Genomic DNA, 21,728 nt, shown 5'->3' on the forward strand with positions numbered 1-21,728 from the left:
CAAGCGAGTGACGGGCTACCGTGCGTTCCGGGCCGGAGGGATTCTATTGAGTGTGGACCTCAAGGAAGTCATGTTGTCAGGGTATGATGTGATAAGCGATGAAGACATTGTCGAGGCGGTCCGTGAGGGTGACAGCGGGGCGCTGGAGTATTTGATCAATAAATACCGGAATTTTGTACGTGCTAAAGCCCGTTCTTATTTTCTGATTGGTGCTGACCGGGAAGATATTGTCCAGGAAGGCATGATCGGGCTGTACAAGGCAATTCGTGATTTTAAAGGGGATAAGCTGTCCTCGTTCAAGGCCTTTGCCGAGCTCTGCATTACCAGACAGATTATTACGGCTATTAAGACCGCTACGAGACAGAAGCATATTCCGCTCAATTCGTATGTCTCATTGGACAAGCCTATTTACGATGAGGACTCCGACCGTACGCTGCTGGATGTCATTTGCGGCACAGCGGTAAGCGATCCGGAGGAACTAATCATCAATCAAGAGGAGTTTGTCGGCCTGGAAGACAAGATGTCAGAGATCTTAAGCGATCTGGAACGGAAAGTCCTGATGCTTTATCTGGACGGTCGATCCTATCAAGAGATTGCGGTGGATTTAAGGCGTCATGTGAAATCGATTGACAATGCCCTCCAGCGGGTAAAGCGAAAGCTTGAACGCTATTTGGAGGTCAGGGATAACTGAAACAACGTCGGATAAGAAGCAGAAGGCTCAAGTAGAGCCTTTTTTTAATTGTATTACAGTATTCATGATGGCCAGCTGGGAATCTCCGTATACTCTGCAGCCATTAGTCTTTTGACGGGTGATATCATGTTATGATAATGTCAAAGATCTTCATTCTGCAAAATGTGTAATATTTGGTGTTTCATCTGTTAGAAGATTGAACATACTGGATATAGAATAAATGCTGTGCAGAATGGACAAAGACTGTGAAACGCCACAGTTTTTTACAGTGAGATGTTTACAATAAACCGGGGACCTATTCCCTGGCTTAGCTGGCAATGGCATTAATTGCAGCCCGCAATCAGAGAGAAAAAGGCTTGAAATGGCGCTACCCTTGTGATAAAGTGTTTTAGGTAGGCCTAAATTCGCGTGTTTTATGAATGGATCGTTGTTACAGTTTTTGGAACAACGGTTTTATTCATCTCGCAGAAATAACCGAGTTTCGATGAGAACAAGGTTGTTTCTACTAGGATCAATATCGATTCTTCTGAAAAGAAGGACGTCTTCGGGAGGTGCACATCATGCGGGTAATTATCACTTTGGCTTGTACAAGCTGCAAACAAAGAAACTACACAACCACCAAAAACAAGCGAAATCACCCCGACCGCATGGAGATGAAGAAATTTTGCAAGTTCTGTAACGAGCAAACTCCTCATCGCGAAACCAGATAGTTTTCTTTTGGAGGTGTAGTCGGCGTGAAACGTGGTTTCAAGTCTCTGTTTTCCTTTTTCTCTGAAAGCTGGGCGGAACTTAAAAAAGTTCGCTGGCCCAATCGTAAAGAACTGACGAACTATACTTTAATTGTTCTCGGCACCATTGTGTTTGTCACGATTTATTTTTGGGTTGTAGACATCGGTATTTCCGCTGTGATCGAAGCGATAATTTAGAAGGGTCCCAGGTGGCTTGATATGGAAAAAAGATGGTACGTAGTTCATACCTATTCTGGGTATGAGAATAAAGTCAAAGCCAATTTGGAAAAACGTGTCGAGTCTATGGGCATGGAGGACAAAATATTCCGCGTTCTTGTTCCGATGGAAGAAGAAATTGTAAACAAAGACGGCAAGAAAAAAACCGTCATGCGTAAAGTTTACCCGGGATATGTCTTGGTCGAAATGATTCAGACCGATGATTCTTGGTATGTTGTCCGCAATACACCAGGAGTGACCGGTTTTGTTGGTTCGACAGGGTCCGGTTCTAAACCGACGCCTTTGCTTCCAGAAGAAGTTGAACAGATTCTGAAGCATATGGGCATGGAAGAGCCGAAACCGAAGATCGAATTCGACATCAAGGAATCCGTTCGTATCAAGGTTGGTCCTTTTGCGAATTTCGTGGGCTCCGTGGAAGAGATTTTGGCTGAAAAGAGCAAGTTGAAAGTTCACGTCAACATGTTTGGACGGGAAACCCCGCTGGAGTTGGATTATACTCAAGTGGAGAAGATTTAATTCTTCAGGTTTCTTGTGGGAGGGCGTATTATGGCGTCCGCTACCACTATTGATGCAAGGAGGTGTCAACCATGGCTAAGAAAGTTATCAAGATTGTGAAACTGCAAATTCCTGCAGGTAAAGCGAATCCGGCTCCTCCAGTAGGTCCAGCATTGGGTCAAGCGGGTGTCAACATCATGGCATTCTGTAAAGAATTCAACGCTCGTACTGCTGATCAAGCTGGTCTGATCATTCCGGTTGAAATTTCGGTGTTTGAGGATCGTTCCTTTACGTTCATCACGAAAACTCCACCGGCTGCTGTACTGCTTCGCGTAGCTGCTAAGATCGAAAAAGGATCTGGCGAGCCTAACAAGAAGAAAGTTGCAACGGTTAAGCGTGACGCTGTGCGTCAAATCGCTGAGCAAAAAATGCCTGACCTGAACGCTGCATCTGTTGAAGCTGCAATGAAGATGGTGGAAGGTACTGCCCGTAGTATGGGTATCACAATCGAAGACTAATGGTCTCTCGATTGAAACCGGACTAGGTTCGGATTATGTGGGAGGAATTTCCGCTAACACCACAAAGGAGGAAAACAAACATGGCTAAACACGGTAAGAAATACGTTGAAGCTGCGAAGCTGATTGACAGCGAAGCAACTTACGAGCCTTTGGAAGCTGTAGAGCTTGTGAAGAAGGCTGCAACTGCCAAATTCGACGAAACTGTTGAAGCGGCTGTACGTTTGGGTGTAGACCCACGTAAACAAGACCAGGCTGTTCGTGGTGTTGTTGTCTTGCCTCACGGCACAGGTAAAACACAACGCGTTCTGGTATTTGCGAAAGGTGACAAAGCGAAAGAAGCGGAAGCGGCTGGCGCTGATTTTGTTGGCGATCAAGACATGATCAACAAAATTCAACAAGGCTGGTTCGAGTTCGATGTCTGCGTAGCGACACCTGATATGATGAGTGAAGTCGGTAAACTTGGCCGTCTGCTCGGTGGTAAAGGCCTGATGCCTAACCCTAAAGCTGGTACGGTTACGTTCGATGTTGCTAAGGCTGTTCAAGAAATCAAAGCCGGTAAAATCGAGTACCGTCTGGACAAAGCAGGTCAAATCCACGCTCCAATTGGCAAAGTGTCTTTCGATGCAGCTCAATTGAATGAGAACCTCAAAGCTCTCATCGATGCATTGAATCGTGCGAAACCAGCTGCTGCTAAAGGTGTATACCTGAAAGGTATTGCTGTTTCCTCGACTATGGGACCTAGCGCTCGCGTGAACACAACGACTTACAAATAATATTACCATTGACTTCGGTTAGTGATATTTGATATTATGTAACAGTTGTGAGTCTTCGAGACTGACCTTTAAAGTTGAATATGCTTACCGTAGACAGTAGGTGCCCTAAGCAGGCTTAATTTCCTACCGAGGTGTTATGATAGAACGTCAACAATTTGTCCGGTTATCCGGCCAAATGATGATTCATCAGGCCTTCGTAATTCTACGGAGGCTTTTTTAGTGCCCGTAGGAAGAGCGGAGAGCCTGGTGCTCTTACGCTACTAATACAACCAGGAGGTGTAATCATTGGCAAACGCAAAAGTGATTCAAGCGAAACAAGAAGCGGTTGATGTAGTTGCTGCTAAGCTGCGCGAAAGCGTATCGACAGTAGTTGCTGACTATCGTGGATTGAACGTTGCACAAGTAACTGAACTTCGTAAACAGCTTCGTGAAGCTGGCGTCGAGTTCCAAGTACTGAAAAACACGCTGCTTCGCCGTGCGACTGCAGCTGCAGATTTGACTGAGCTGGACGAAGTCCTGACTGGTCCTACAGCTGTTGCATTTGGCACCAATGACGCTGTCGCTCCAGCAAAAGTTCTTAACGATTTTGCTAAGAAAAACGACGCGTTGAAATTGAAAGGCGCAGTAGTAGAAGGTCGTGTAATCGGAGAAAGCGAAATCAAAGCTCTGGCAGAACTTCCGTCCCGCGAAGGTCTCCTCTCCATGCTCCTCAGCGTGCTTCAAGCTCCAGTGCGCAACTTCGCGCTTGCAGTTAAAGCAGTTGCAGAGAAGGAAGAACAAGGCGCATAAGTTTTGTTTTTTCCGAGCTGTGTAACAACAACTATAAAATCTTAATAATAAATGGAGGTTCAACTTAAATGAGCAAAGAGCAAATCTTGGAAGCAATCAAAGGCATGTCCGTTCTGGAACTGAACGATCTTGTAAAAGCAATCGAAGAAGAATTTGGTGTAACTGCTGCAGCTCCAGTAGCTGTTGTTGGTGGCGCTGGTGCAGCTGAAGCTGCTGAGCAATCCGAATTTGACGTAATCCTGACTAGCGCAGGCGCGTCCAAAATCAACGTAATCAAAGTGGTTCGTGAAATCACAGGTCTTGGCTTGAAAGAAGCAAAAGAACTGGTTGACAACGCACCAAAAGCTTTGAAAGAAAAAGTAGCTAAAGAAGAAGCTGAAGCTGTTAAAGCTAAATTGGAAGAAGCAGGCGCATCCGTAGAAGTTAAGTAATAACTTCTCCAGATTATCGTCAGCAAGAAACAAACCCCTTGAATATTTGTTCAAGGGGTTTGTTATTGTGGCGGAGAATTCTTGCGCGTACTGATTTCAGTGAGAACGGTTATACTGGGATAATGGAGCCCCTATGGACCATAAGTCCAGGCGGGTAAACTTTGGTTCAATACGGAGGAAATGATGCCGAATCAACATTATTACTCGAATCAGCCAGACATTGCTCATGACCGCAAAGAGTTAAAGACAGAGCTGAGAGGACAGACGTTCAATTTCATTAGTGATGCGGGTGTATTCTCAAAGAGCGGCGTGGATTTTGGCAGCAAAGTTTTGATAGATGCAATGGAATTTCAACAGAATGCCTCCGTTCTGGATGTGGGTTGCGGTTATGGTCCGATCGGTCTAACGGCGGCAAAGATGGTCGTGGATGGTCATGTGACAATGATTGACATTAATAGCCGAGCTGTCGAATTGGCTAAAGAGAACGCGAAGCGTAACGGAATCTCGAATGTAACGATCCTGGAGAGCGACTTATTTGCCGTGGTTAAGGATCAGCAGTTCGATGTGATTCTGACCAATCCGCCTATACGTGCCGGGAAAGAAACAGTGCATGCTATATTTGAAGAGTCGTTGAGTCATTTGCGTGAGGGTGGGCAGCTGTGGGTTGTAATTCAGAAGAAGCAAGGTGCACCTTCGGCAAAAGCTAAACTGGAGAGTTTGTTTCACCAGGTAGAAGAAGTAACGAAGGATAAAGGGTACCGGATATTTAAAGCGACCAAATCTTCTTGAAATAGTTTAACTAGGCTGTTGACTTGGGTATGCTGGTATGGTATTATTATAAAATGTCAGTATTAGGATGGTCTCTTTGTCTTTAGTTTGCTGAAATGTCAAGACTTAATGTGTGGAAAGATGCATAAAGTCCGTCATATTGACGTATAATATGTACGTTTTGGGCAAATCTACAGGATATGAGATGATTATCATAACCATGGATAAGCTGCTCTTTTTTCGAAAAGGTATTCGATAAGGGCTTTTCTCTATTTATGGAGTGTCCTCTGTATGTACCATTATAGTGTTACAAACAGAGGTTCGCAATGAAATATTTTTAAAGTGAGTAGACATGAGGGGTGAGTTTAAGTTGGCAGGACATCTTGTTCAATATGGTCGACGCACTCGGCGAAGTTATGCTCGTATTAACGAGGTACTCGAAGTTCCGAACCTGATTGAAATCCAACAAAAATCTTATGAATGGTTTTTGGAGGAAGGACTCCGCGAAATGTTCCAGGACATCTCGCCGATTCAGGATTTCACAGGTAATTTGGTACTAGAGTTCATTGACTACAGCCTTGGAGAACCGAAATACACCGTCGATGACGCGAAAGAACGCGACGTTACTTATGCGGCGCCGCTCCGCGTGAAAGTCCGGCTCATTAACAAGGAGACCGGAGAGGTCAAGGAGCAGGAAGTGTTCATGGGAGACTTCCCGTTAATGACGGAAACCGGAACATTCATTATCAATGGTGCCGAACGGGTTATTGTCAGCCAGTTGGTTCGCTCTCCCAGCGTCTATTTCAGCACAAAAGTGGATAAAAACGGTAAGACGACGTACACTGCAACAGTTATCCCTAACCGCGGCGCTTGGCTGGAACTGGAGATGGACGCGAAGGACATTATTTATGTCCGGATCGACCGCACCCGTAAAATCCCTGTAACGGTGCTTTTACGTGCACTTGGTTTTGGTACAGATGCCGAGATTCTGGATCTTCTGGGCAATGATGAATATATTCAAAACACGCTGGATAAAGACAACACGGACTCTACGGAAAAAGCGCTCATCGAAATTTATGAACGCCTTCGTCCGGGCGAGCCGCCAACACTGGAGAACGCGAAGAGCCTTCTCGTTGCTCGTTTCTTTGATCCAAAGCGTTATGATCTGGCTAACGTTGGCCGCTACAAGATCAACAAGAAACTTCATATTAAGAACCGTCTCTTTAATCAACGTTTGGCAGAGAGTTTGATAGACACGGATACAGGTGAGATCGTTGCTGAAGCTGGTCAAACCGTAGACCGTCGTCTTTTGGACGAGATTATGCCTTACTTGGAGAAGAGTGTTGGCTTTAAGAATTATCATGTTGCTGGCGGTGTGATGGACAGCGAGGATATCCCGCTGCAAACAATTGATGTGTTCTCTCCTACTGAGGATGCAAAAGTTGTGAAAGTCATTGCGAACGCAAACATTGATAAATCCGTGAAGCATATTACTCAGGCTGATATCATTTCTTCCATCAGTTATTTCATCAACTTGCTGCATGGAATCGGTAATACAGATGATATTGACCACCTGGGTAACCGTCGTCTGCGTTCCGTAGGCGAATTGCTTCAGAACCAGTTCCGTATCGGTTTGTCCCGGATGGAACGTGTTGTTCGTGAGAGAATGTCGATTCAGGACGCAAATGTCATTACGCCACAAGCGTTAATCAACATTCGTCCAGTTATCGCATCAATTAAAGAGTTCTTTGGTAGCTCCCAGCTGTCCCAGTTCATGGATCAGACAAACCCGCTTGCGGAATTGACGCATAAACGTCGTTTGTCTGCACTCGGACCAGGCGGTCTGACGCGTGAGCGCGCAGGCTTTGAAGTACGGGACGTTCACCACAGTCACTATGGCCGTATGTGTCCGATTGAGACACCGGAGGGACCAAACATCGGTTTGATCAACTCCTTGTCCACATTCGCACGCATCAACGAATATGGCTTCATTGAAGCCCCGTATCGTTGGGTTGATCCGAAGACCGGCAAAGTAACGGAACAAATCGATTATCTGACTGCAGACGAAGAGGATAACTACATCGTTGCCCAGGCGAATGCCGAGCTTAACGAAGATGGTACCTTTACTGATGAAATGGTAATCGTTCGTTATAACAAGCAATCCGATAATATCCTTCCTATGCCAAGCGATCGTGTAGACTACATGGACGTTTCGCCTAAGCAGGTTGTATCGGTAGCAACGGCGCTCATTCCGTTCCTTGAGAACGATGACTCCAACCGCGCGCTGATGGGATCCAACATGCAGCGGCAGGCTGTACCACTCCTTATTCCGAAGGCGCCGCTTGTCGGAACTGGAATGGAGCACAAGTCTGCTAAAGACTCCGGTGTATGTATTGTATCCAAATATGACGGGATTATTGAACGTTCATCTGCTAATGAGATCTGGCTCCGCCGCGTAGAGAATGTGGACGGACAAGAAGTCAAAGGCGATATCGTTAAACATAAATTACACAAATTTATGCGTTCGAACCAAGGAACATGCATCAACCAGCGTCCAATCGTGAAACGTGGGGAAGTTATCAAAAAAGGTGACATCCTCGCAGACGGTCCATCCACGGAGATGGGTGAATTGGCACTGGGCCGCAACGTGGTCGTTGCGTTCATGACTTGGGAAGGTTACAACTACGAGGATGCGATTCTTCTCTCCGAGAAGCTTGTCAAAGAGGACGTGTACACTTCGATCCATATCGAGGAGTATGAATCCGAAGCTCGTGATACGAAGCTTGGACCAGAGGAAATTACACGTGATATTCCGAACGTTGGGGAAGAAGCACTGAAGAACCTCGATGAGCGCGGTATCATCCGCATCGGTGCCGAAATCAGCGCCGGAGACATTCTCGTTGGTAAAGTAACGCCTAAGGGCGTAACTGAACTGACGGCAGAAGAGCGTCTCCTGCATGCGATCTTCGGCGAGAAGGCTCGCGAAGTGCGTGATACCTCGCTGCGTGTTCCTCACGGTAGTGACGGTATCATCGTAGATGTGAAGGTATTTACACGTGAGAACGGCGACGAATTGCCGCCGGGCGTGAACCAATTGGTTCGTGTCTACATCGCGCAGAAGCGTAAAATCTCGGAAGGTGACAAAATGGCCGGACGTCACGGTAACAAAGGTGTCGTTGCCCGTATTTTGCCTGAGGAAGATATGCCGTTCCTGCCGGATGGCACGCCGGTTCAAGTCGTACTGAACCCACTGGGGGTACCATCACGGATGAATATCGGTCAGGTGCTCGAGGTTCACTTGGGTATGGCTGCACTCCAGCTCGGCATTCACGTGGCTTCACCGGTATTTGACGGTGCAAGCGAGTACGACGTGTTTGATACGATGGAAGAAGCAGGCATGCAGCGTAACGGTAAGACCGTATTGTACGATGGACGGACGGGTGAGCGTTTTGAACGTGAAGTTACCGTCGGCGTCATGCATATGATCAAACTTGCGCACATGGTTGACGATAAAATTCACGCCCGTTCTACGGGACCATACTCACTCGTTACGCAGCAGCCGCTGGGTGGTAAAGCTCAGTTTGGTGGACAGCGCTTTGGTGAGATGGAAGTGTGGGCACTTGAAGCTTACGGTGCCGCTTATACACTGCAAGAAATTCTTACCGTTAAGTCCGATGACGTGGTTGGCCGGGTGAAAACCTACGAATCCATCGTCAAGGGCGAGAACGTTCCGGAGCCGGGTGTTCCTGAGTCGTTCAAGGTATTAATAAAAGAGCTTCAGTCTCTCGGTATGGATGTCAAAATCCTGAGCGAGAATGAAGAGGAAATCGAGATGAAAGAACTCGATGACGAAGACGATGCTCAAGGTGATAAACTGAGCCTTAACTTGGAAGGCACTGAAGTCGGAGTGGAATAACGGTCAATCATTCACCCCCGTCGGCTTTATAAGTCGGCGGTGGTGTTATGGTCGTATAGCACATAAATAGGACTAGGTTGAGGAGGGTTGCTCCTTGTTGGACGTTAACAATTTTGAGTACATGAAAATCGGTCTTGCTTCACCGGAAAAAATTCGCTCTTGGTCTCGCGGAGAGGTGAAGAAGCCGGAAACGATTAACTACCGTACATTGAAGCCGGAGAAAGAAGGCCTGTTCTGTGAGCGGATTTTCGGCCCGCAGAAGGACTGGGAATGTCATTGCGGTAAGTATAAGCGTGTCCGTTATAAAGGAGTAGTCTGCGATCGCTGTGGCGTTGAAGTTACGCGCGCCAAAGTCCGTCGTGAACGGATGGGCCATATCGAGCTTGCGGCTCCTGTATCGCACATTTGGTATTTCAAAGGGATTCCTAGCCGCATGGGTCTGGCTTTGGATATGTCCCCAAGATCTCTTGAGGAGATCATTTATTTCGCATCTTATGTTGTAACAGATCCAGGAGATACGCCTCTGGAGAAGAAACAACTGCTGTCCGAGAAGGAATATCGCAGCTATCGTGAGAAGTATGGCTACGGGTTCCAGGCAGGCATGGGTGCGGAAGCTGTCAAGAAGCTTCTTCAAGACATCGACGTTGATAAAGAGTTGGAGTTCCTGAAGGAAGAATTGCGTACAGCACAAGGTCAGCGCCGCAACCGGGCGATCAAACGCCTGGAAGTTATTGAGGCGTTCCGTAACTCCGGCAACAATCCGGAGTGGATGATCATGGATGTGCTGCCGGTCATTCCACCGGAGCTTCGTCCGATGGTTCAACTGGATGGTGGACGCTTTGCGACCTCCGACTTGAACGATCTGTACCGTCGCGTTATTAACCGGAACAACCGTCTGAAAAGACTGCTGGATCTCGGTGCGCCGGATATTATCGTACAGAACGAGAAACGCATGCTGCAGGAAGCTGTCGATGCACTGATCGATAACGGCCGTCGCGGTCGTCCAGTAACAGGTCCTGGTAACCGTCCGCTTAAATCTCTCAGCCACATGCTGAAAGGTAAGCAAGGACGTTTCCGTCAGAACTTGCTCGGTAAACGGGTTGACTACTCTGGTCGTTCTGTTATCGTTGTAGGTCCTTACCTGAAAATGTACCAGTGCGGTCTGCCTAAGAAAATGGCACTTGAGCTCTTCAAGCCGTTCGTTATGAAGGAATTGGTCAACAAAGGCCTTGCACATAATATCAAGAGCGCTAAACGCAAAGTAGAACGCGTAAGTCCAGAAGTATGGGATGTGCTCGAAGAAGTCATTAAAGAGCATCCGGTTCTTCTGAACCGTGCACCGACGCTTCACAGACTCGGTATTCAAGCATTTGAACCGATCCTCGTTGAAGGTCATGCCATCCGTCTTCACCCACTCGTATGTACAGCTTATAACGCTGACTTTGACGGTGACCAAATGGCGGTTCACGTTCCTTTGTCTGCTGAAGCTCAAGCTGAAGCACGTCTCTTGATGCTGGCATCGGGTAACATTCTGAACCCGAAAGACGGCAAACCGGTTGTTACGCCATCTCAGGATATGGTACTCGGTTCCTTCTATCTCACGATGGATAACAAGGAAGAGAAAGGTACCGGTATGATTCTGGGCAGCGTGAACGAAGCGGTATCCGCATATCAGCGTGAAGCAGCAGGACTGCATGCACGCGTAGCGATTCCGGTTAAAGCGCTTGGCAAAACCAACTTTACCGAAGAACAGCAGAATGCTATTTTGGTTACGACGATTGGCCGGATTATCTTTAACGAGATTTTCCCTGCCAGCTTCCCATACATTAATGAAGCGACTCGTACGAACCTGCTGCATGGTACGCCTGAGAAGTATTTCGTATACGAGAAGGGTGCAGATATTCAAAAAGTAATTCAGGAATTGCCGATCAGCGGAGCTGTAGGCAAGGAATATCTGGGTTCCATCATTGCACGCTGTTTCGAAACGTACCATACAACCGAAACCTCTGTGATTTTGGATAAAATCAAGCAGATCGGTTTCACCTACTCTACTCGTGCAGGCGTTACCGTTGCGGTTTCTGACGTTATTGTACCTGACGAGAAGAATGAAATTCTGAAAGAGTCCGATGAGAAGGTTAAAGTAGTAACAAACCAATATCGTCGCGGCTTGATTACGAATGAAGAACGTTATGACCGTGTTATCGACATCTGGTCCAAGACCAAGGATGACATTACGGAAGTACTCATGAAATCAATGGATCGCTTTAACTCCATTATGCTCATGGTGGACTCCAAGGCACGGGGTAACAAATCGCAGATCACCCAGCTTGGTGGTATGCGGGGTCTGATGGCGAACCCGTCCGGTCGTATCATCGAACTCCCGATCAAATCGAACTTCCGTGAAGGTCTGACGGTACTCGAGTACTTCCTGTCCACTCACGGTGCACGTAAAGGTCTTGCCGATACAGCGCTCCGTACCGCTGACTCCGGTTACTTGACTCGTCGACTTGTTGACGTGGCCCAGGATGTTATCGTTCGCGAAGATGAGTGCAGCACGGACAAAGGTTTCACCGTTAGCCGTATCCAGGACGGCAAGGAAGTTATTGAGGATCTCTATGACCGTATTGAAGGACGTTACGCATTTGAAACCGTTCGTCATCCGGAAACCAAAGAGATTATCGTAAATCGCAACGAATTGATTGATTCCGACAAAGCTGAAGAGATCGTGGCAGCTGGTGTTGAAAAACTTCAAATTCGTTCCATCTTGAGCTGCCGTGCACGTTATGGCGTCTGCAAAAAATGTTATGGTCGTAACCTTGCTACTGGTAAACATGTTGAGATTGGTGAAGCGGTTGGTATCATCGCAGCTCAATCCATCGGTGAGCCGGGAACACAGCTTACGATGCGTACATTCCACACAGGCGGTGTTGCCGGAGACGATATCACGCAAGGTCTTCCGCGTATCCAAGAGCTCTTTGAAGCCCGTAATCCTAAAGGTCAAGCGACCATTAGTGAGATCGACGGTGTGGTTAAAGAGATCCGCGAAACGAAAGACCGTCGTGAAATTGAAATTCAAGGTGAAGCCGAAACGAAAGTTTACGCGGTTACCTATGGCTCCCGTCTGCGCGTAAGCGAAGGCAAGCACATCGAAGCCGGGGATGAACTGACGGATGGTTCCATTGATCCGAAGGAAATGCTTCGCATCAAAGGTATCCGTGGTGTGCAGAACTACATCCTTCAGGAAGTACAACGCGTATACCGTAACCAAGGTGTAGAAATTAACGATAAACACGTTGAAGTAATGATCAGACAGATGCTGCGTAAATTCCGTATCGTTGATGCGGGCGATACCAATCTGCTGCCAGGCTCCTTCGTGGATATGCATGAATACGAGACAGCCAATAAAGACGCTATTCTGTCTGGAAAAGAACCAGCAGTTGCTAAACCGGTTCTTCTCGGGATTACGAAAGCTTCCCTTGAAACAGATTCGTTCTTGTCAGCGGCCTCCTTCCAGGAGACGACTCGCGTGTTGACTGATGCTGCCATTAAAGGTAAAGTCGATCAACTTCTTGGCCTGAAAGAGAATGTTATCATTGGTAAGCTGATCCCTGCGGGAACGGGCATGAACCGTTATCGCAGTGTGAAATTTGCGGGACAGAACGACGTGAATGACGAAAGTCAGGAGCTCGAAACGGCTTCTATAGATTAAGAAGAAAGTCGGGTGACGGGAGGAAACGGCATGTTGAATGCTGAACTCTCTCCCGTCCCTAAGTTTCTTTTTTTTCTGATTTAATAGCTTGACATCGCTTAGGGCAGATGCTAATATAGCAAAGGTGCGTGAATAGTTTCTTTGTTCCCTGTTCTTTTGGAGGAATGACTGTGTCTAATGATAAAGGATTACAGGATGCACACATCAAGATTGGCACCAAACAAACGATGAAGGCCGTTGAATCCGGTCTGGCTGCAGAGGTTTATGTAGCTGAAGATTGCGACCAGCGTTTGATTTCAAAAGTCGTATCCGAGTGTGATAAGAATGGAGTACATATAAATTATGTGCCCACGATGATAGAGCTTGGAGAAGCATGCGGTATTGAAGTCGGTGCAGCTATGGTAGCTGTCTTGAAATCATGATTTGAGAAATCGTTTTTGTTGGAGAAGGCGTTACTTCTCTCGGCAAAAACTTTTCATTTGTTCTTTTATGAACCGCCTGGGTCTGTGGACTTAAACGGGTTTGTAATAGGATGATAAATACGGGAAGGGGGTGGCTAGCATGCCAACAATTAACCAACTGGTTCGCAAGGGCCGTCAAGCCAAAGTTTACAAATCGAAATCTCCAGCTCTTCAAAAAGGTTTTAACGCTTTGAAACGTGAGGAGACCGACTTGAGCGCTCCGCAAAAACGCGGTGTATGCACTCGTGTAGGCACAATGACGCCGAAAAAACCGAACTCCGCACTTCGTAAATATGCTCGTGTTCGCTTGACGAACCGCATTGAGGTGACAGCTTACATTCCGGGTATCGGACACAACTTGCAAGAGCACAGTGTTGTATTGGTTCGCGGTGGACGGGTAAAAGACCTTCCGGGTGTACGTTACCATATCGTTCGCGGCGCACTTGATACCGCTGGTGTAAACAACCGGATGCAAGCTCGTTCCAAATACGGCACGAAGCGTCCTAAAGCAAAAAGCTAATTGATGTTCATGTTTTCTAACATGACTCACGACTGAAGAAAGGGGGATATCCATGCCACGCAAAGGTCCAGTAACCAAAAGAGACGTGCTTCCAGATCCAGTGTACAACAGCAAGCTGGTAACTCGTCTGATCAACCGCATCATGTTGGATGGTAAAAGAGGTGTTGCTCAAAGCATCCTTTACAATTCATTCAACATCATCAAGGAACGTACTGGTAATGATCCGATGGAAGTGTTTGAAGCAGCTATCAAAAATATCATGCCAGTATTGGAAGTTAAAGCTCGTCGTGTCGGCGGTGCTAACTACCAGGTTCCTATCGAAGTTAAACCAGAGAGACGTACATCCCTTGGATTACGTTGGCTCGTAAACTACTCCCGCAACCGCGGTGAGAAAACAATGGAAGAGCGTTTGGCGGCAGAGATCATCGATGCTTCCAACAACACAGGTGCTTCTGTTAAGAAACGCGAAGATACACACAAAATGGCTGAAGCGAACAAAGCGTTTGCTCACTACCGCTGGTAGGATTCGGCAACTATTTTATACTTCAAATTTTGAAGGGAGACTATTCGCATGGCGACAAGAGAGTTCTCCTTGAAAAATACACGTAATATCGGGATCATGGCGCATATTGACGCTGGTAAAACGACCACTACAGAGCGGATTTTGTTCTATACAGGCCGTACGCACAAAATCGGGGAAGTTCACGAAGGTGCTGCTACAATGGACTGGATGGAGCAGGAACAGGAGCGCGGGATCACGATTACATCCGCTGCGACTACCGCTTCTTGGAAGGGTCATCGCGTTAATATTATCGACACCCCGGGGCACGTTGACTTCACAGTAGAAGTTGAACGTTCCCTTCGTGTATTGGATGGGGCAGTAGGTGTATTCAGTGCGAAAGAGGGCGTTGAACCTCAGTCGGAGACTGTTTGGAGACAAGCAGACCGTTACGGAGTTCCGCGGATCGCATACGTAAACAAAATGGATATTATCGGTGCCGACTACTTGAACGTAGTTAAAGACATGAGAGAGCGTCTGCAAGCGAACGCGGTAGCGATTCAGCTTCCGATCGGTGCAGAGAACGATTTCATTGGCATCATCGATATTGTCGAGGAAAAAGCTTTCATGTATAAAGATGACCTTGGTCAAAATATCGAAGAAACCGAAATTCCAGCAGAGTTCAAGGATCAAGTGGAAGAGCTTCGCAACGAGTTAGTTGAGAAGGTAGCAGAACTTGACGAAGACTTGACAATGAAATACCTTGAAGGTGAAGAAATCACCATTGCTGAGTTGAAAGCCGCTCTGCGTAAAGGTGTTGTCGAAGTTAAGATCTTCCCTGTTATCTGTGGATCTTCTTACCGTAACAAAGGCGTTCAGTTGATGCTTGATGCCGTAATCGATTATTTGCCGGCTCCAACTGACGTTCCAGATATCAAGGGTTCCCTTGAAGACGGAACTGAAGCAATTCGGCATTCTTCTGATGAAGAGCCGTTCTCGGCTTTGGCATTCAAAATCGCTACGGACCCTTATGTTGGTAAGCTGACATTCTTCCGCGTATATTCCGGTGTTCTGCAATCCGGCTCTTACGTACTGAATGCAACTAAAGGCAAGCGTGAGCGCATTGGTCGTATCCTTCAAATGCATGCGAACAGCCGCCAAGAAATTTCCGAAGTATTTGCCGGAGATATCGCAGCTGCTGTAGGTTTGAAAGATACGGGCACAGGTGATACACTATGTGATGAGAAAAACCCGGTTATCCTGGAGTCCATGAACTTCCCTGATCCGGTTATCGAAATCGCAGTTGAGCCTAAAACAAAAGCTGACCAAGATAAAATGGGTGTTGCTCTCGGTAAGTTGACTGAAGAGGATCCAACTCTTCGTGCGCATACTGATGAAGAAACAGGCCAAACGATCTTGGCTGGTATGGGTGAGCTTCATTTGGACATCATCATCGACCGTATGCGTCGTGAGTTCAAAGTAGAAACCAATGTGGGTAAACCACAGGTAGCTTACCGTGAAACCTTCCGTGCACCTGCACGTGTTGAAGGTAAATTCGTTCGTCAGTCCGGTGGTCGTGGTCAATACGGTCACGTTTGGGTTGAGTTCGAACCATTGGAAGCAGGTAGCGGTAACCAGTTCGAGAGCAAGGTTGTCGGTGGTTCCGTACCAAGAGAATATATTGGTCCTGCACAACAAGGTATTGAAGAGCAAATGAAGAACGGTGTACTTGCCGGCTTCCCGCTTGTTGACGTTAAAGCAACCATCGTTGACGGTTCATACCATGATGTTGACTCCAATGAAATGGCGTTTAAAATCGCCGGCTCCATGGCTCTGAAAGCAGCAAAAGAAAAGTGTAAGCCTGTCCTGCTTGAGCCAATCATGAAAGTAGAAGTTACCGTGCCTGAGGAATACATGGGCGACGTAATGGGTATGCTGAACTCCCGCCGTGGACGTATCGAAGGTATGGACTCCCGTGGTGGTACTCAAATTATCCGTGCGAAAGTACCTCTTTCCGAAATGTTCGGTTACTCCACTACCCTTCGCTCCGGTACACAAGGACGCGGTGTGTTCTCCATGGAACTCTCCCATTATGAAGAAGTTCCTAAGAGTATCTCCGATGAAATTGTGTCCAAGATCAAAGGCGGAGAGTAATAACGTTTTACCTGCTGGATAGGAGGCGGGACGTATATCCCGTTAACTCCGCTTCCGGCCCAACATATATATCCCCTTAAGGAGGAATTGTTCAAATGGCAAAGGCTAAATACGAACGTACGAAACCCCATGTTAACATCGGTACTATCGGTCACGTTGACCATGGTAAAACTACTCTGACTGCTGCAATCACAAGTGTATTGTCCAAAACTTATGGTGGCGCAGCAATGTCTTTCGATCAAATCGACAAAGCTCCAGAAGAGCGCGAACGCGGTATCACAATCTCTACTTCCCACGTAGAGTACGAAACTGACGCTCGTCACTATGCACACGTTGACTGCCCAGGTCACGCTGACTATGTTAAAAACATGATCACTGGCGCAGCTCAAATGGACGGAGCGATCCTGGTTGTATCCGCAGCTGACGGCCCAATGCCGCAAACTCGCGAGCACATCCTGTTGTCCCGCCAAGTAGGCGTACCTTACATCGTTGTATTCTTGAACAAATGCGACATGGTTGATGACGAAGAGCTCTTGGAATTGGTTGAAATGGAAGTTCGCGACCTTCTGAGCGAGTATGACTTCCCAGGCGACGACACTCCGATTACTCGTGGTTCCGCTCGTGAAGCTCTGCAAAACCCAGATGGCGAATGGGCACAAAAAATCGTTGAAATGTTCAAAACAATCGACGAGTACATCCCATTGCCAGAGCGCGACACTGACAAGCCTTTCTTGATGCCTGTCGAGGACGTATTCTCCATCACTGGTCGTGGTACCGTTGCTACAGGTCGTGTAGAGCGTGGTACGATCAAAGTTGGTGAAGAAATCGAAATCGTTGGTATCGCTGAAGAAACTAAGAAATCCGTTGTTACGGGCGTTGAAATGTTCCGTAAATTGCTGGATTCCGCTCAAGCTGGTGACAACATCGGCGCATTGCTTCGTGGTGTAGACCGTACTCAAATCGAGCGTGGTCAAGTACTTGCTAAGCCTGCTTCCGTTAAACCACACACAGAGTTCACTGCTCAAGTATACGTACTGAGCAAAGAAGAAGGCGGACGTCATAAGCCTTTCTTCACTGGCTACCGTCCACAGTTCTACTTCCGTACTACGGATGTAACTGGTGTGATCAACCTGCCAGAAGGTTCTGAAATGGTTATGCCTGGTGATAACATCACCGTTACGGTAAACCTGATCAACCCAATCGCGATTGAAGAAGGAACTAAGTTCTCCATTCGTGAAGGCGGCCGTACCGTAGGTGCTGGTTCCGTTGCTACCATCATTAAATAATTAAGGCCTACTAACAGCCTTGCATATAGCAACAGTGTATTGTAACAAGCAACAATGTGATGTCCTTATAAAAGAGTCCGATCCCTTGGGATTGGGCTCTTTTTCTGTTGTACAAAAGCTTGAGCAGCGTAAAACAAGGGAACTGCATTATTTCGAATATTTGTAGAAAAAAAGTCAAGCTCACTACACAGAATATGCCATATATTAAAGGATTCATTCTAAATTTGCGCCTAACATGATTACAATCTCTGTTTGAAGTCTGCTTCACAGATAAGAAACTACCTAATATATAGAATGGAGAGCACAGCTCATTATGAAATGCCCTTTGCTTTTATGAAGAAGAATATGGCCCATGTCGTTTCGTCTGCAGAAGTACAGCGTGATCCCCTCGAAGAGAGTTACATATACCAGGAGAAGTTGGGTGAACTGAATGAACAGATGAGAATGATCGGTCTGACAGTGGGAGATTTGCAACTGCTAAAGCAGTTACGCCCGCAGATGGAGCAGAAGTTGGAAGCGATCACCGATGCTTTTTACCAATCCGTTGTGGATGTGGATAAGTTGAGGGATATCATTGTGCAGCATAGTACAATTGAAAGGTTGAAACAGACCTTAAGGGATCATCTTCTTGAAATATTAAACGACGAGATCAATGAAGCCTACGTGGGGAAAAGATTCCGTATTGCCGAAGTCCACAAACGGGTAGGACTGGAGCCTAAATGGTACTTATCGGCTTTTCATAATCTGCAGAATGAATTCTTCAAGATTATATATAAAGAAGTGAAAGAAGAGGAACAGCATATTCGGATCGTGTCGACGATCACCAAGCTGCTCAGCTTGGAGCAACTGCTTGTACTGGAAGCTTGCGAGAAGGAGAACATGAATGAGAAGCAGCAGCAATATGAATGGGTACGCAAAGAACTAAAGCAGAGCATTGCTGCTTTTGTCGGTGAATTACCGATCTGACACTGGACATTAATGAAGCTGTAGAACGCTTGATGTCAAGCAGCGGCGAGGTGACTACTGCGTTTCAGACGACTTCGGCCACTACCCAAGGATCTATTTCTTATGCTCTGGCTGGAGAGGCTAGGATAGCGGATTTGGCAGTACAGATGAATGCAATAGATGAGAGCACCTCGGATATGCAGAATGCTGTACAAGAACTTCATGATTCCTCCAGACAGATTGCCCTGATAGCGGTAAGCGTTCATGAAATAGCGGCACAGATCAAACTGCTCTTTACTATAGAAGCGGCGCGTGCTGGGGAACACGGAAAAGGTTTTGCAGTTGTGGCTCAGGAGGTCAGTCGTCTCTCCGAGGATACACGAACGACAGTGAGCCGTATAACTGATATCGTAACGAAATCCAGATCCATCACATCCGAAGTGGTAGAATCTATTAACCATGTACAGCTGCTTGCGGGGAAAGGGAAGAACCAATCAGAGGAGACAAGCCAATTGTTCACCGATATTCTTACATCTGTACAATCCAGTGTGATCAGATGATCACAGCAGAAAAGCAAATGAAATTGCTGTCCATGACAATTGGCAGCATACGGGGAAGCTACATCAGAAGCAGCGATTTTAGCTGAAAATTTCAAGAAAAGCACGGTGCAAATATAAACTGACATGAATTATGAATTAGTGCTTGCAATGCGCCTATCTTTTATATATAATAGTGAATGTTGTTCTGCGACGTTGCGATGATGTGAGAGGTTACCGACACACCCGGCCCCTTTGCCATGAGGCAGGTGGTTGGAAAATTTTCACGGAGTATGTCCGATACCAAATTGGGCGATAGAAGGAGGGAATAAAATGGCAAAGCAAAAAATTCGTATTCGCTTGAAAGCATACGACCACAGAGTTCTTGATCAATCCGCTGAGAAAATTGTTGAGACAGCAAAACGTTCGGGTGCTGGTGTATCCGGTCCGATTCCGCTTCCAACTGAGAAACAAATAATTACCATTCTCCGTGCGGTGCACAAGTATAAGGATTCTCGGGAACAGTTCGAAATGCGTACTCATAAACGCTTGATCGACATCGTGAACCCGACTCCACAAACTGTGGATGCCTTGATGCGCTTGGACCTGCCGTCCGGTGTAGATATCGAAATCAAACTGTAAGACCAGCATAACGAATTAGAGAAGAGAAAAGAGGTGTCAACATGAAAGGTATCTTAGGTAGAAAGCTCGGAATGACTCAAGTATTTACCCCTGAAGGTATTGTAATTCCTGTAACGGTTATCGAAGCAGGTCCTTGTGTTGTTCTTCAAAAGAAAGATCTGGAAAACGACGGATACGAAGCGATTCAAGTCGGTTTCTCTGACAAGAAAGAGAACAGATCTAACAAACCAGAAGCAGGCCATGCGAAAAAAGCAAACACTGCGCCTAAGCGCTACGTTCGCGAAATTCGCGGTGTTGACCTCGCGAGTGTCGAGGTTGGACAAGAGCTGAAGGCTGATGTCTTCGCAGAAGGCGAATTTGTTGACGTAACGGGTATTTCCAAGGGTAAAGGTTTCCAAGGTGTAATCAAGCGTTGGGGACAAAGCCGCGGACCAATGTCTCACGGTTCCCGTTATCACCGTAGACCAGGTTCCATGGGTTCGATCCAGGCAAACCGTGTTCCTAAAGGAAAACGTCTGCCAGGTCACATGGGCAATGAAACAGTTACGATCCAAAAACTCGAAGTTGTTAGAGTCGATGCAGAGCGTAACGTAATCCTTGTTAAAGGATCCATTCCAGGACCTAAAAAAGGTTTCGTTCAAATTAAAGAAACGGTGAAGAAATAATCGCCTAAAGAAAGGAGGAACAAACAATGCCTAAAGTAGCACTTTATAATGTCAGCGGTAGCCAAGTTGGCGAAGTAGAATTGAATGAAGCTGTGTTCGGCATCGAGCCGAATACGCACGTACTGCACAGCGCAGTATTGTTGCAGCGCGCTTCCCTTCGTCGTGGTACCCACAAAGTAAAAGGACGTTCTGAAGTACGCGGCGGCGGACGTAAGCCTTGGAAACAAAAAGGTACTGGCCGCGCTCGTCAAGGATCGATCCGTTCACCACAATGGAAAGGCGGCGGTGTGGTATTTGGACCAACTCCGCGCAGCTACACATTTAAACTTCCTAAGAAAGTCCGTCGTTTGGCTATTAAATCTGCATTGTCTTCCAAAGTGATTGACAACGCAATTATCGTATTGGATCAACTGACGCTGAATACGCCGAAAACAAAAGAGTTTGCTAACATTCTTAGCAACCTGAAAGTAGGCCGTAAAGCTCTCATCGTTGCTCCAAGCTATGATGATAATGTAGCCCTTTCCGCACGTAATATTCCTGGTGTGAAATTCGTAGCGGCTGACGGCATTAATGTTCTTGACGTACTGTCGTACGATCAACTGATCATTACGAAGGAAGCAGTTCAGAAGGTAGAGGAGGTGCTCGCGTAATGAAAGACCCACGCGATATAATCAAGCGCCCGGTGATCACGGAACGTACGGCTGACTACATGGCAGAGCTGAAATACGCTTTTGAAGTGGATATCCGTGCTAACAAGACCGAGATCAAGCAAGCTGTCGAATCTATTTTTAAAGTTAAAGTATCGAACGTGAATACGATGCGTGTTCCTGCGAAACCAAAGCGTTACGGCCGTTATTCCGGTTACACAACCGAGTGGAAAAAGGCAATCGTAACTTTGGCTCCAGACAGCAAACCGCTCGAGTTCTTTGAATCGGTTGAATAAGAATTTCTTAAGTAAGGAGGGA

22 protein-coding genes and 1 other annotated feature are annotated in these 21,728 nt (G+C 46.7%); all 22 genes read left to right on the top strand.

Features of this window, described 5'->3' with window-relative positions; all coding sequences use genetic code 11:
- The first annotated feature begins 46 nt into the window (after positions 1-46).
- The 22 genes from sigH to rplW all read left to right on the top strand — a co-directional run bounded on the left by sigH (position 47) and on the right by rplW (position 21,706).
- A complete protein-coding gene (sigH, locus tag B9D94_RS02215; RefSeq protein ID WP_006212942.1) occupies positions 47-691 on the top strand; it encodes an RNA polymerase sporulation sigma factor SigH in 645 nt (214 codons plus the stop codon).
- Positions 692-1,251: 560 nt separating this feature from the next.
- Positions 1,252-1,401: a 50S ribosomal protein L33 gene (gene rpmG / locus B9D94_RS02220; protein WP_006212941.1), complete on the top strand. Its 150-nt coding sequence runs from the start codon at positions 1,252-1,254 to the stop codon at positions 1,399-1,401.
- 24 nt (positions 1,402-1,425) lie between these two features.
- Positions 1,426-1,617, top strand: coding sequence for a preprotein translocase subunit SecE (gene secE, locus B9D94_RS02225; RefSeq protein WP_006212940.1), 192 nt, complete (start codon positions 1,426-1,428; stop codon positions 1,615-1,617).
- A 21-nt stretch (positions 1,618-1,638) separates the two neighbouring features.
- Positions 1,639-2,172 (top strand): transcription termination/antitermination protein NusG, encoded by a 534-nt coding sequence (nusG, locus tag B9D94_RS02230; RefSeq protein ID WP_006212939.1) that lies wholly within the window; start codon positions 1,639-1,641, stop codon positions 2,170-2,172.
- Between the two features lie 71 nt (positions 2,173-2,243).
- Positions 2,244-2,669, top strand: a complete 426-nt coding sequence (gene rplK, locus B9D94_RS02235) for a 50S ribosomal protein L11 (RefSeq protein WP_006212938.1) — start codon at positions 2,244-2,246, stop codon at positions 2,667-2,669.
- Positions 2,670-2,749: 80 nt separating this feature from the next.
- Positions 2,750-3,442 carry a 50S ribosomal protein L1 gene (gene rplA, locus B9D94_RS02240; RefSeq protein WP_006212937.1) on the top strand — a complete coding sequence of 231 codons (693 nt, stop codon included), beginning with the start codon at positions 2,750-2,752 and terminating at the stop codon, positions 3,440-3,442.
- A 69-nt stretch (positions 3,443-3,511) separates the two neighbouring features.
- Positions 3,512-3,669, top strand: a sequence feature (ribosomal protein L10 leader region).
- A gap of 58 nt (positions 3,670-3,727) precedes the next feature.
- On the top strand, positions 3,728-4,231 hold the full coding sequence (gene rplJ / locus B9D94_RS02245; protein ID WP_006212936.1) for a 50S ribosomal protein L10: 504 nt from the start codon (positions 3,728-3,730) through the stop codon (positions 4,229-4,231).
- 68 nt (positions 4,232-4,299) lie between these two features.
- On the top strand, positions 4,300-4,662 hold the full coding sequence (gene rplL / locus B9D94_RS02250) for a 50S ribosomal protein L7/L12 (RefSeq protein ID WP_006212935.1): 363 nt from the start codon (positions 4,300-4,302) through the stop codon (positions 4,660-4,662).
- Between the two features lie 183 nt (positions 4,663-4,845).
- Positions 4,846-5,451 (top strand): class I SAM-dependent methyltransferase, encoded by a 606-nt coding sequence (locus tag B9D94_RS02255; RefSeq protein WP_148248715.1) that lies wholly within the window; start codon positions 4,846-4,848, stop codon positions 5,449-5,451.
- Between the two features lie 349 nt (positions 5,452-5,800).
- Positions 5,801-9,346, top strand: a complete 3,546-nt coding sequence (gene rpoB / locus B9D94_RS02260; protein ID WP_006212933.1) for a DNA-directed RNA polymerase subunit beta — start codon at positions 5,801-5,803, stop codon at positions 9,344-9,346.
- Between the two features lie 94 nt (positions 9,347-9,440).
- Positions 9,441-13,055, top strand: a complete 3,615-nt coding sequence (gene rpoC, locus B9D94_RS02265) for a DNA-directed RNA polymerase subunit beta' (RefSeq protein WP_006212932.1) — start codon at positions 9,441-9,443, stop codon at positions 13,053-13,055.
- A 170-nt stretch (positions 13,056-13,225) separates the two neighbouring features.
- The gene (locus tag B9D94_RS02270; RefSeq protein ID WP_006212931.1) at positions 13,226-13,477 is read left to right on the top strand and encodes a ribosomal L7Ae/L30e/S12e/Gadd45 family protein; all 252 of its coding nucleotides are present in this window, start codon (positions 13,226-13,228) and stop codon (positions 13,475-13,477) included.
- Positions 13,478-13,616: 139 nt separating this feature from the next.
- On the top strand, positions 13,617-14,036 hold the full coding sequence (gene rpsL, locus B9D94_RS02275; protein ID WP_006212930.1) for a 30S ribosomal protein S12: 420 nt from the start codon (positions 13,617-13,619) through the stop codon (positions 14,034-14,036).
- A 52-nt stretch (positions 14,037-14,088) separates the two neighbouring features.
- On the top strand, positions 14,089-14,559 hold the full coding sequence (rpsG, locus tag B9D94_RS02280) for a 30S ribosomal protein S7 (RefSeq protein ID WP_006212929.1): 471 nt from the start codon (positions 14,089-14,091) through the stop codon (positions 14,557-14,559).
- Between the two features lie 48 nt (positions 14,560-14,607).
- A complete protein-coding gene (fusA, locus tag B9D94_RS02285; RefSeq protein ID WP_006212928.1) occupies positions 14,608-16,689 on the top strand; it encodes an elongation factor G in 2,082 nt (693 codons plus the stop codon).
- A gap of 95 nt (positions 16,690-16,784) precedes the next feature.
- Positions 16,785-17,975: an elongation factor Tu gene (tuf, locus tag B9D94_RS02290; RefSeq protein ID WP_006212927.1), complete on the top strand. Its 1,191-nt coding sequence runs from the start codon at positions 16,785-16,787 to the stop codon at positions 17,973-17,975.
- 333 nt (positions 17,976-18,308) lie between these two features.
- Positions 18,309-18,941, top strand: coding sequence for a protoglobin domain-containing protein (locus B9D94_RS02295; protein ID WP_172963897.1), 633 nt, complete (start codon positions 18,309-18,311; stop codon positions 18,939-18,941).
- A 32-nt stretch (positions 18,942-18,973) separates the two neighbouring features.
- The gene (locus tag B9D94_RS02300; protein WP_148248716.1) at positions 18,974-19,480 is read left to right on the top strand and encodes a methyl-accepting chemotaxis protein; all 507 of its coding nucleotides are present in this window, start codon (positions 18,974-18,976) and stop codon (positions 19,478-19,480) included.
- Positions 19,481-19,789: 309 nt separating this feature from the next.
- Complete coding sequence (gene rpsJ / locus B9D94_RS02305; RefSeq protein WP_006212922.1) at positions 19,790-20,098, top strand: 30S ribosomal protein S10; 309 nt, start codon at positions 19,790-19,792, stop codon at positions 20,096-20,098.
- A gap of 41 nt (positions 20,099-20,139) precedes the next feature.
- Entirely contained in the window at positions 20,140-20,763 is a 624-nt protein-coding gene (gene rplC / locus B9D94_RS02310) for a 50S ribosomal protein L3 (RefSeq protein WP_006212921.1), read from the top strand.
- A gap of 26 nt (positions 20,764-20,789) precedes the next feature.
- Entirely contained in the window at positions 20,790-21,413 is a 624-nt protein-coding gene (gene rplD / locus B9D94_RS02315; RefSeq protein WP_006212920.1) for a 50S ribosomal protein L4, read from the top strand.
- Positions 21,413-21,706 carry a 50S ribosomal protein L23 gene (rplW, locus tag B9D94_RS02320; RefSeq protein ID WP_006212919.1) on the top strand — a complete coding sequence of 98 codons (294 nt, stop codon included), beginning with the start codon at positions 21,413-21,415 and terminating at the stop codon, positions 21,704-21,706. Before rplD ends, rplW begins: the two co-directional genes overlap by 1 nt.
- The last annotated feature ends 22 nt before the right edge of the window (positions 21,707-21,728 follow it).

It is taken from the genome of Paenibacillus sp. Cedars (genome assembly GCF_003184205.1).
GTDB classification, from domain to species: domain Bacteria; phylum Bacillota; class Bacilli; order Paenibacillales; family Paenibacillaceae; genus Paenibacillus_AQ; species Paenibacillus_AQ glucanolyticus.

What these genes read in the sequence shown, in the direction of transcription:
- rplA (WP_006212937.1), top strand. Translation starts at nt 2,750, where the DNA reads ATGGCTAAACACGGTAAGAAATACGTTGAAGCTGCGAAGCTGATTGAC.
- B9D94_RS02295 (WP_172963897.1), top strand. Translation starts at nt 18,309, where the DNA reads ATGAAGAAGAATATGGCCCATGTCGTTTCGTCTGCAGAAGTACAGCGT.
- rpmG (WP_006212941.1), top strand. Translation starts at nt 1,252, where the DNA reads ATGCGGGTAATTATCACTTTGGCTTGTACAAGCTGCAAACAAAGAAAC.
- B9D94_RS02255 (WP_148248715.1), top strand. Translation starts at nt 4,846, where the DNA reads ATGCCGAATCAACATTATTACTCGAATCAGCCAGACATTGCTCATGAC.
- rplL (WP_006212935.1), top strand. Translation starts at nt 4,300, where the DNA reads ATGAGCAAAGAGCAAATCTTGGAAGCAATCAAAGGCATGTCCGTTCTG.
- B9D94_RS02300 (WP_148248716.1), top strand. Translation starts at nt 18,974, where the DNA reads ATGTCAAGCAGCGGCGAGGTGACTACTGCGTTTCAGACGACTTCGGCC.
- tuf (WP_006212927.1), top strand. Translation starts at nt 16,785, where the DNA reads ATGGCAAAGGCTAAATACGAACGTACGAAACCCCATGTTAACATCGGT.
- fusA (WP_006212928.1), top strand. Translation starts at nt 14,608, where the DNA reads ATGGCGACAAGAGAGTTCTCCTTGAAAAATACACGTAATATCGGGATC.
- rplC (WP_006212921.1), top strand. Translation starts at nt 20,140, where the DNA reads ATGAAAGGTATCTTAGGTAGAAAGCTCGGAATGACTCAAGTATTTACC.
- nusG (WP_006212939.1), top strand. Translation starts at nt 1,639, where the DNA reads ATGGAAAAAAGATGGTACGTAGTTCATACCTATTCTGGGTATGAGAAT.
- rplD (WP_006212920.1), top strand. Translation starts at nt 20,790, where the DNA reads ATGCCTAAAGTAGCACTTTATAATGTCAGCGGTAGCCAAGTTGGCGAA.
- rplW (WP_006212919.1), top strand. Translation starts at nt 21,413, where the DNA reads ATGAAAGACCCACGCGATATAATCAAGCGCCCGGTGATCACGGAACGT.
- rplK (WP_006212938.1), top strand. Translation starts at nt 2,244, where the DNA reads ATGGCTAAGAAAGTTATCAAGATTGTGAAACTGCAAATTCCTGCAGGT.
- rpsG (WP_006212929.1), top strand. Translation starts at nt 14,089, where the DNA reads ATGCCACGCAAAGGTCCAGTAACCAAAAGAGACGTGCTTCCAGATCCA.
- rpsJ (WP_006212922.1), top strand. Translation starts at nt 19,790, where the DNA reads ATGGCAAAGCAAAAAATTCGTATTCGCTTGAAAGCATACGACCACAGA.
- rpsL (WP_006212930.1), top strand. Translation starts at nt 13,617, where the DNA reads ATGCCAACAATTAACCAACTGGTTCGCAAGGGCCGTCAAGCCAAAGTT.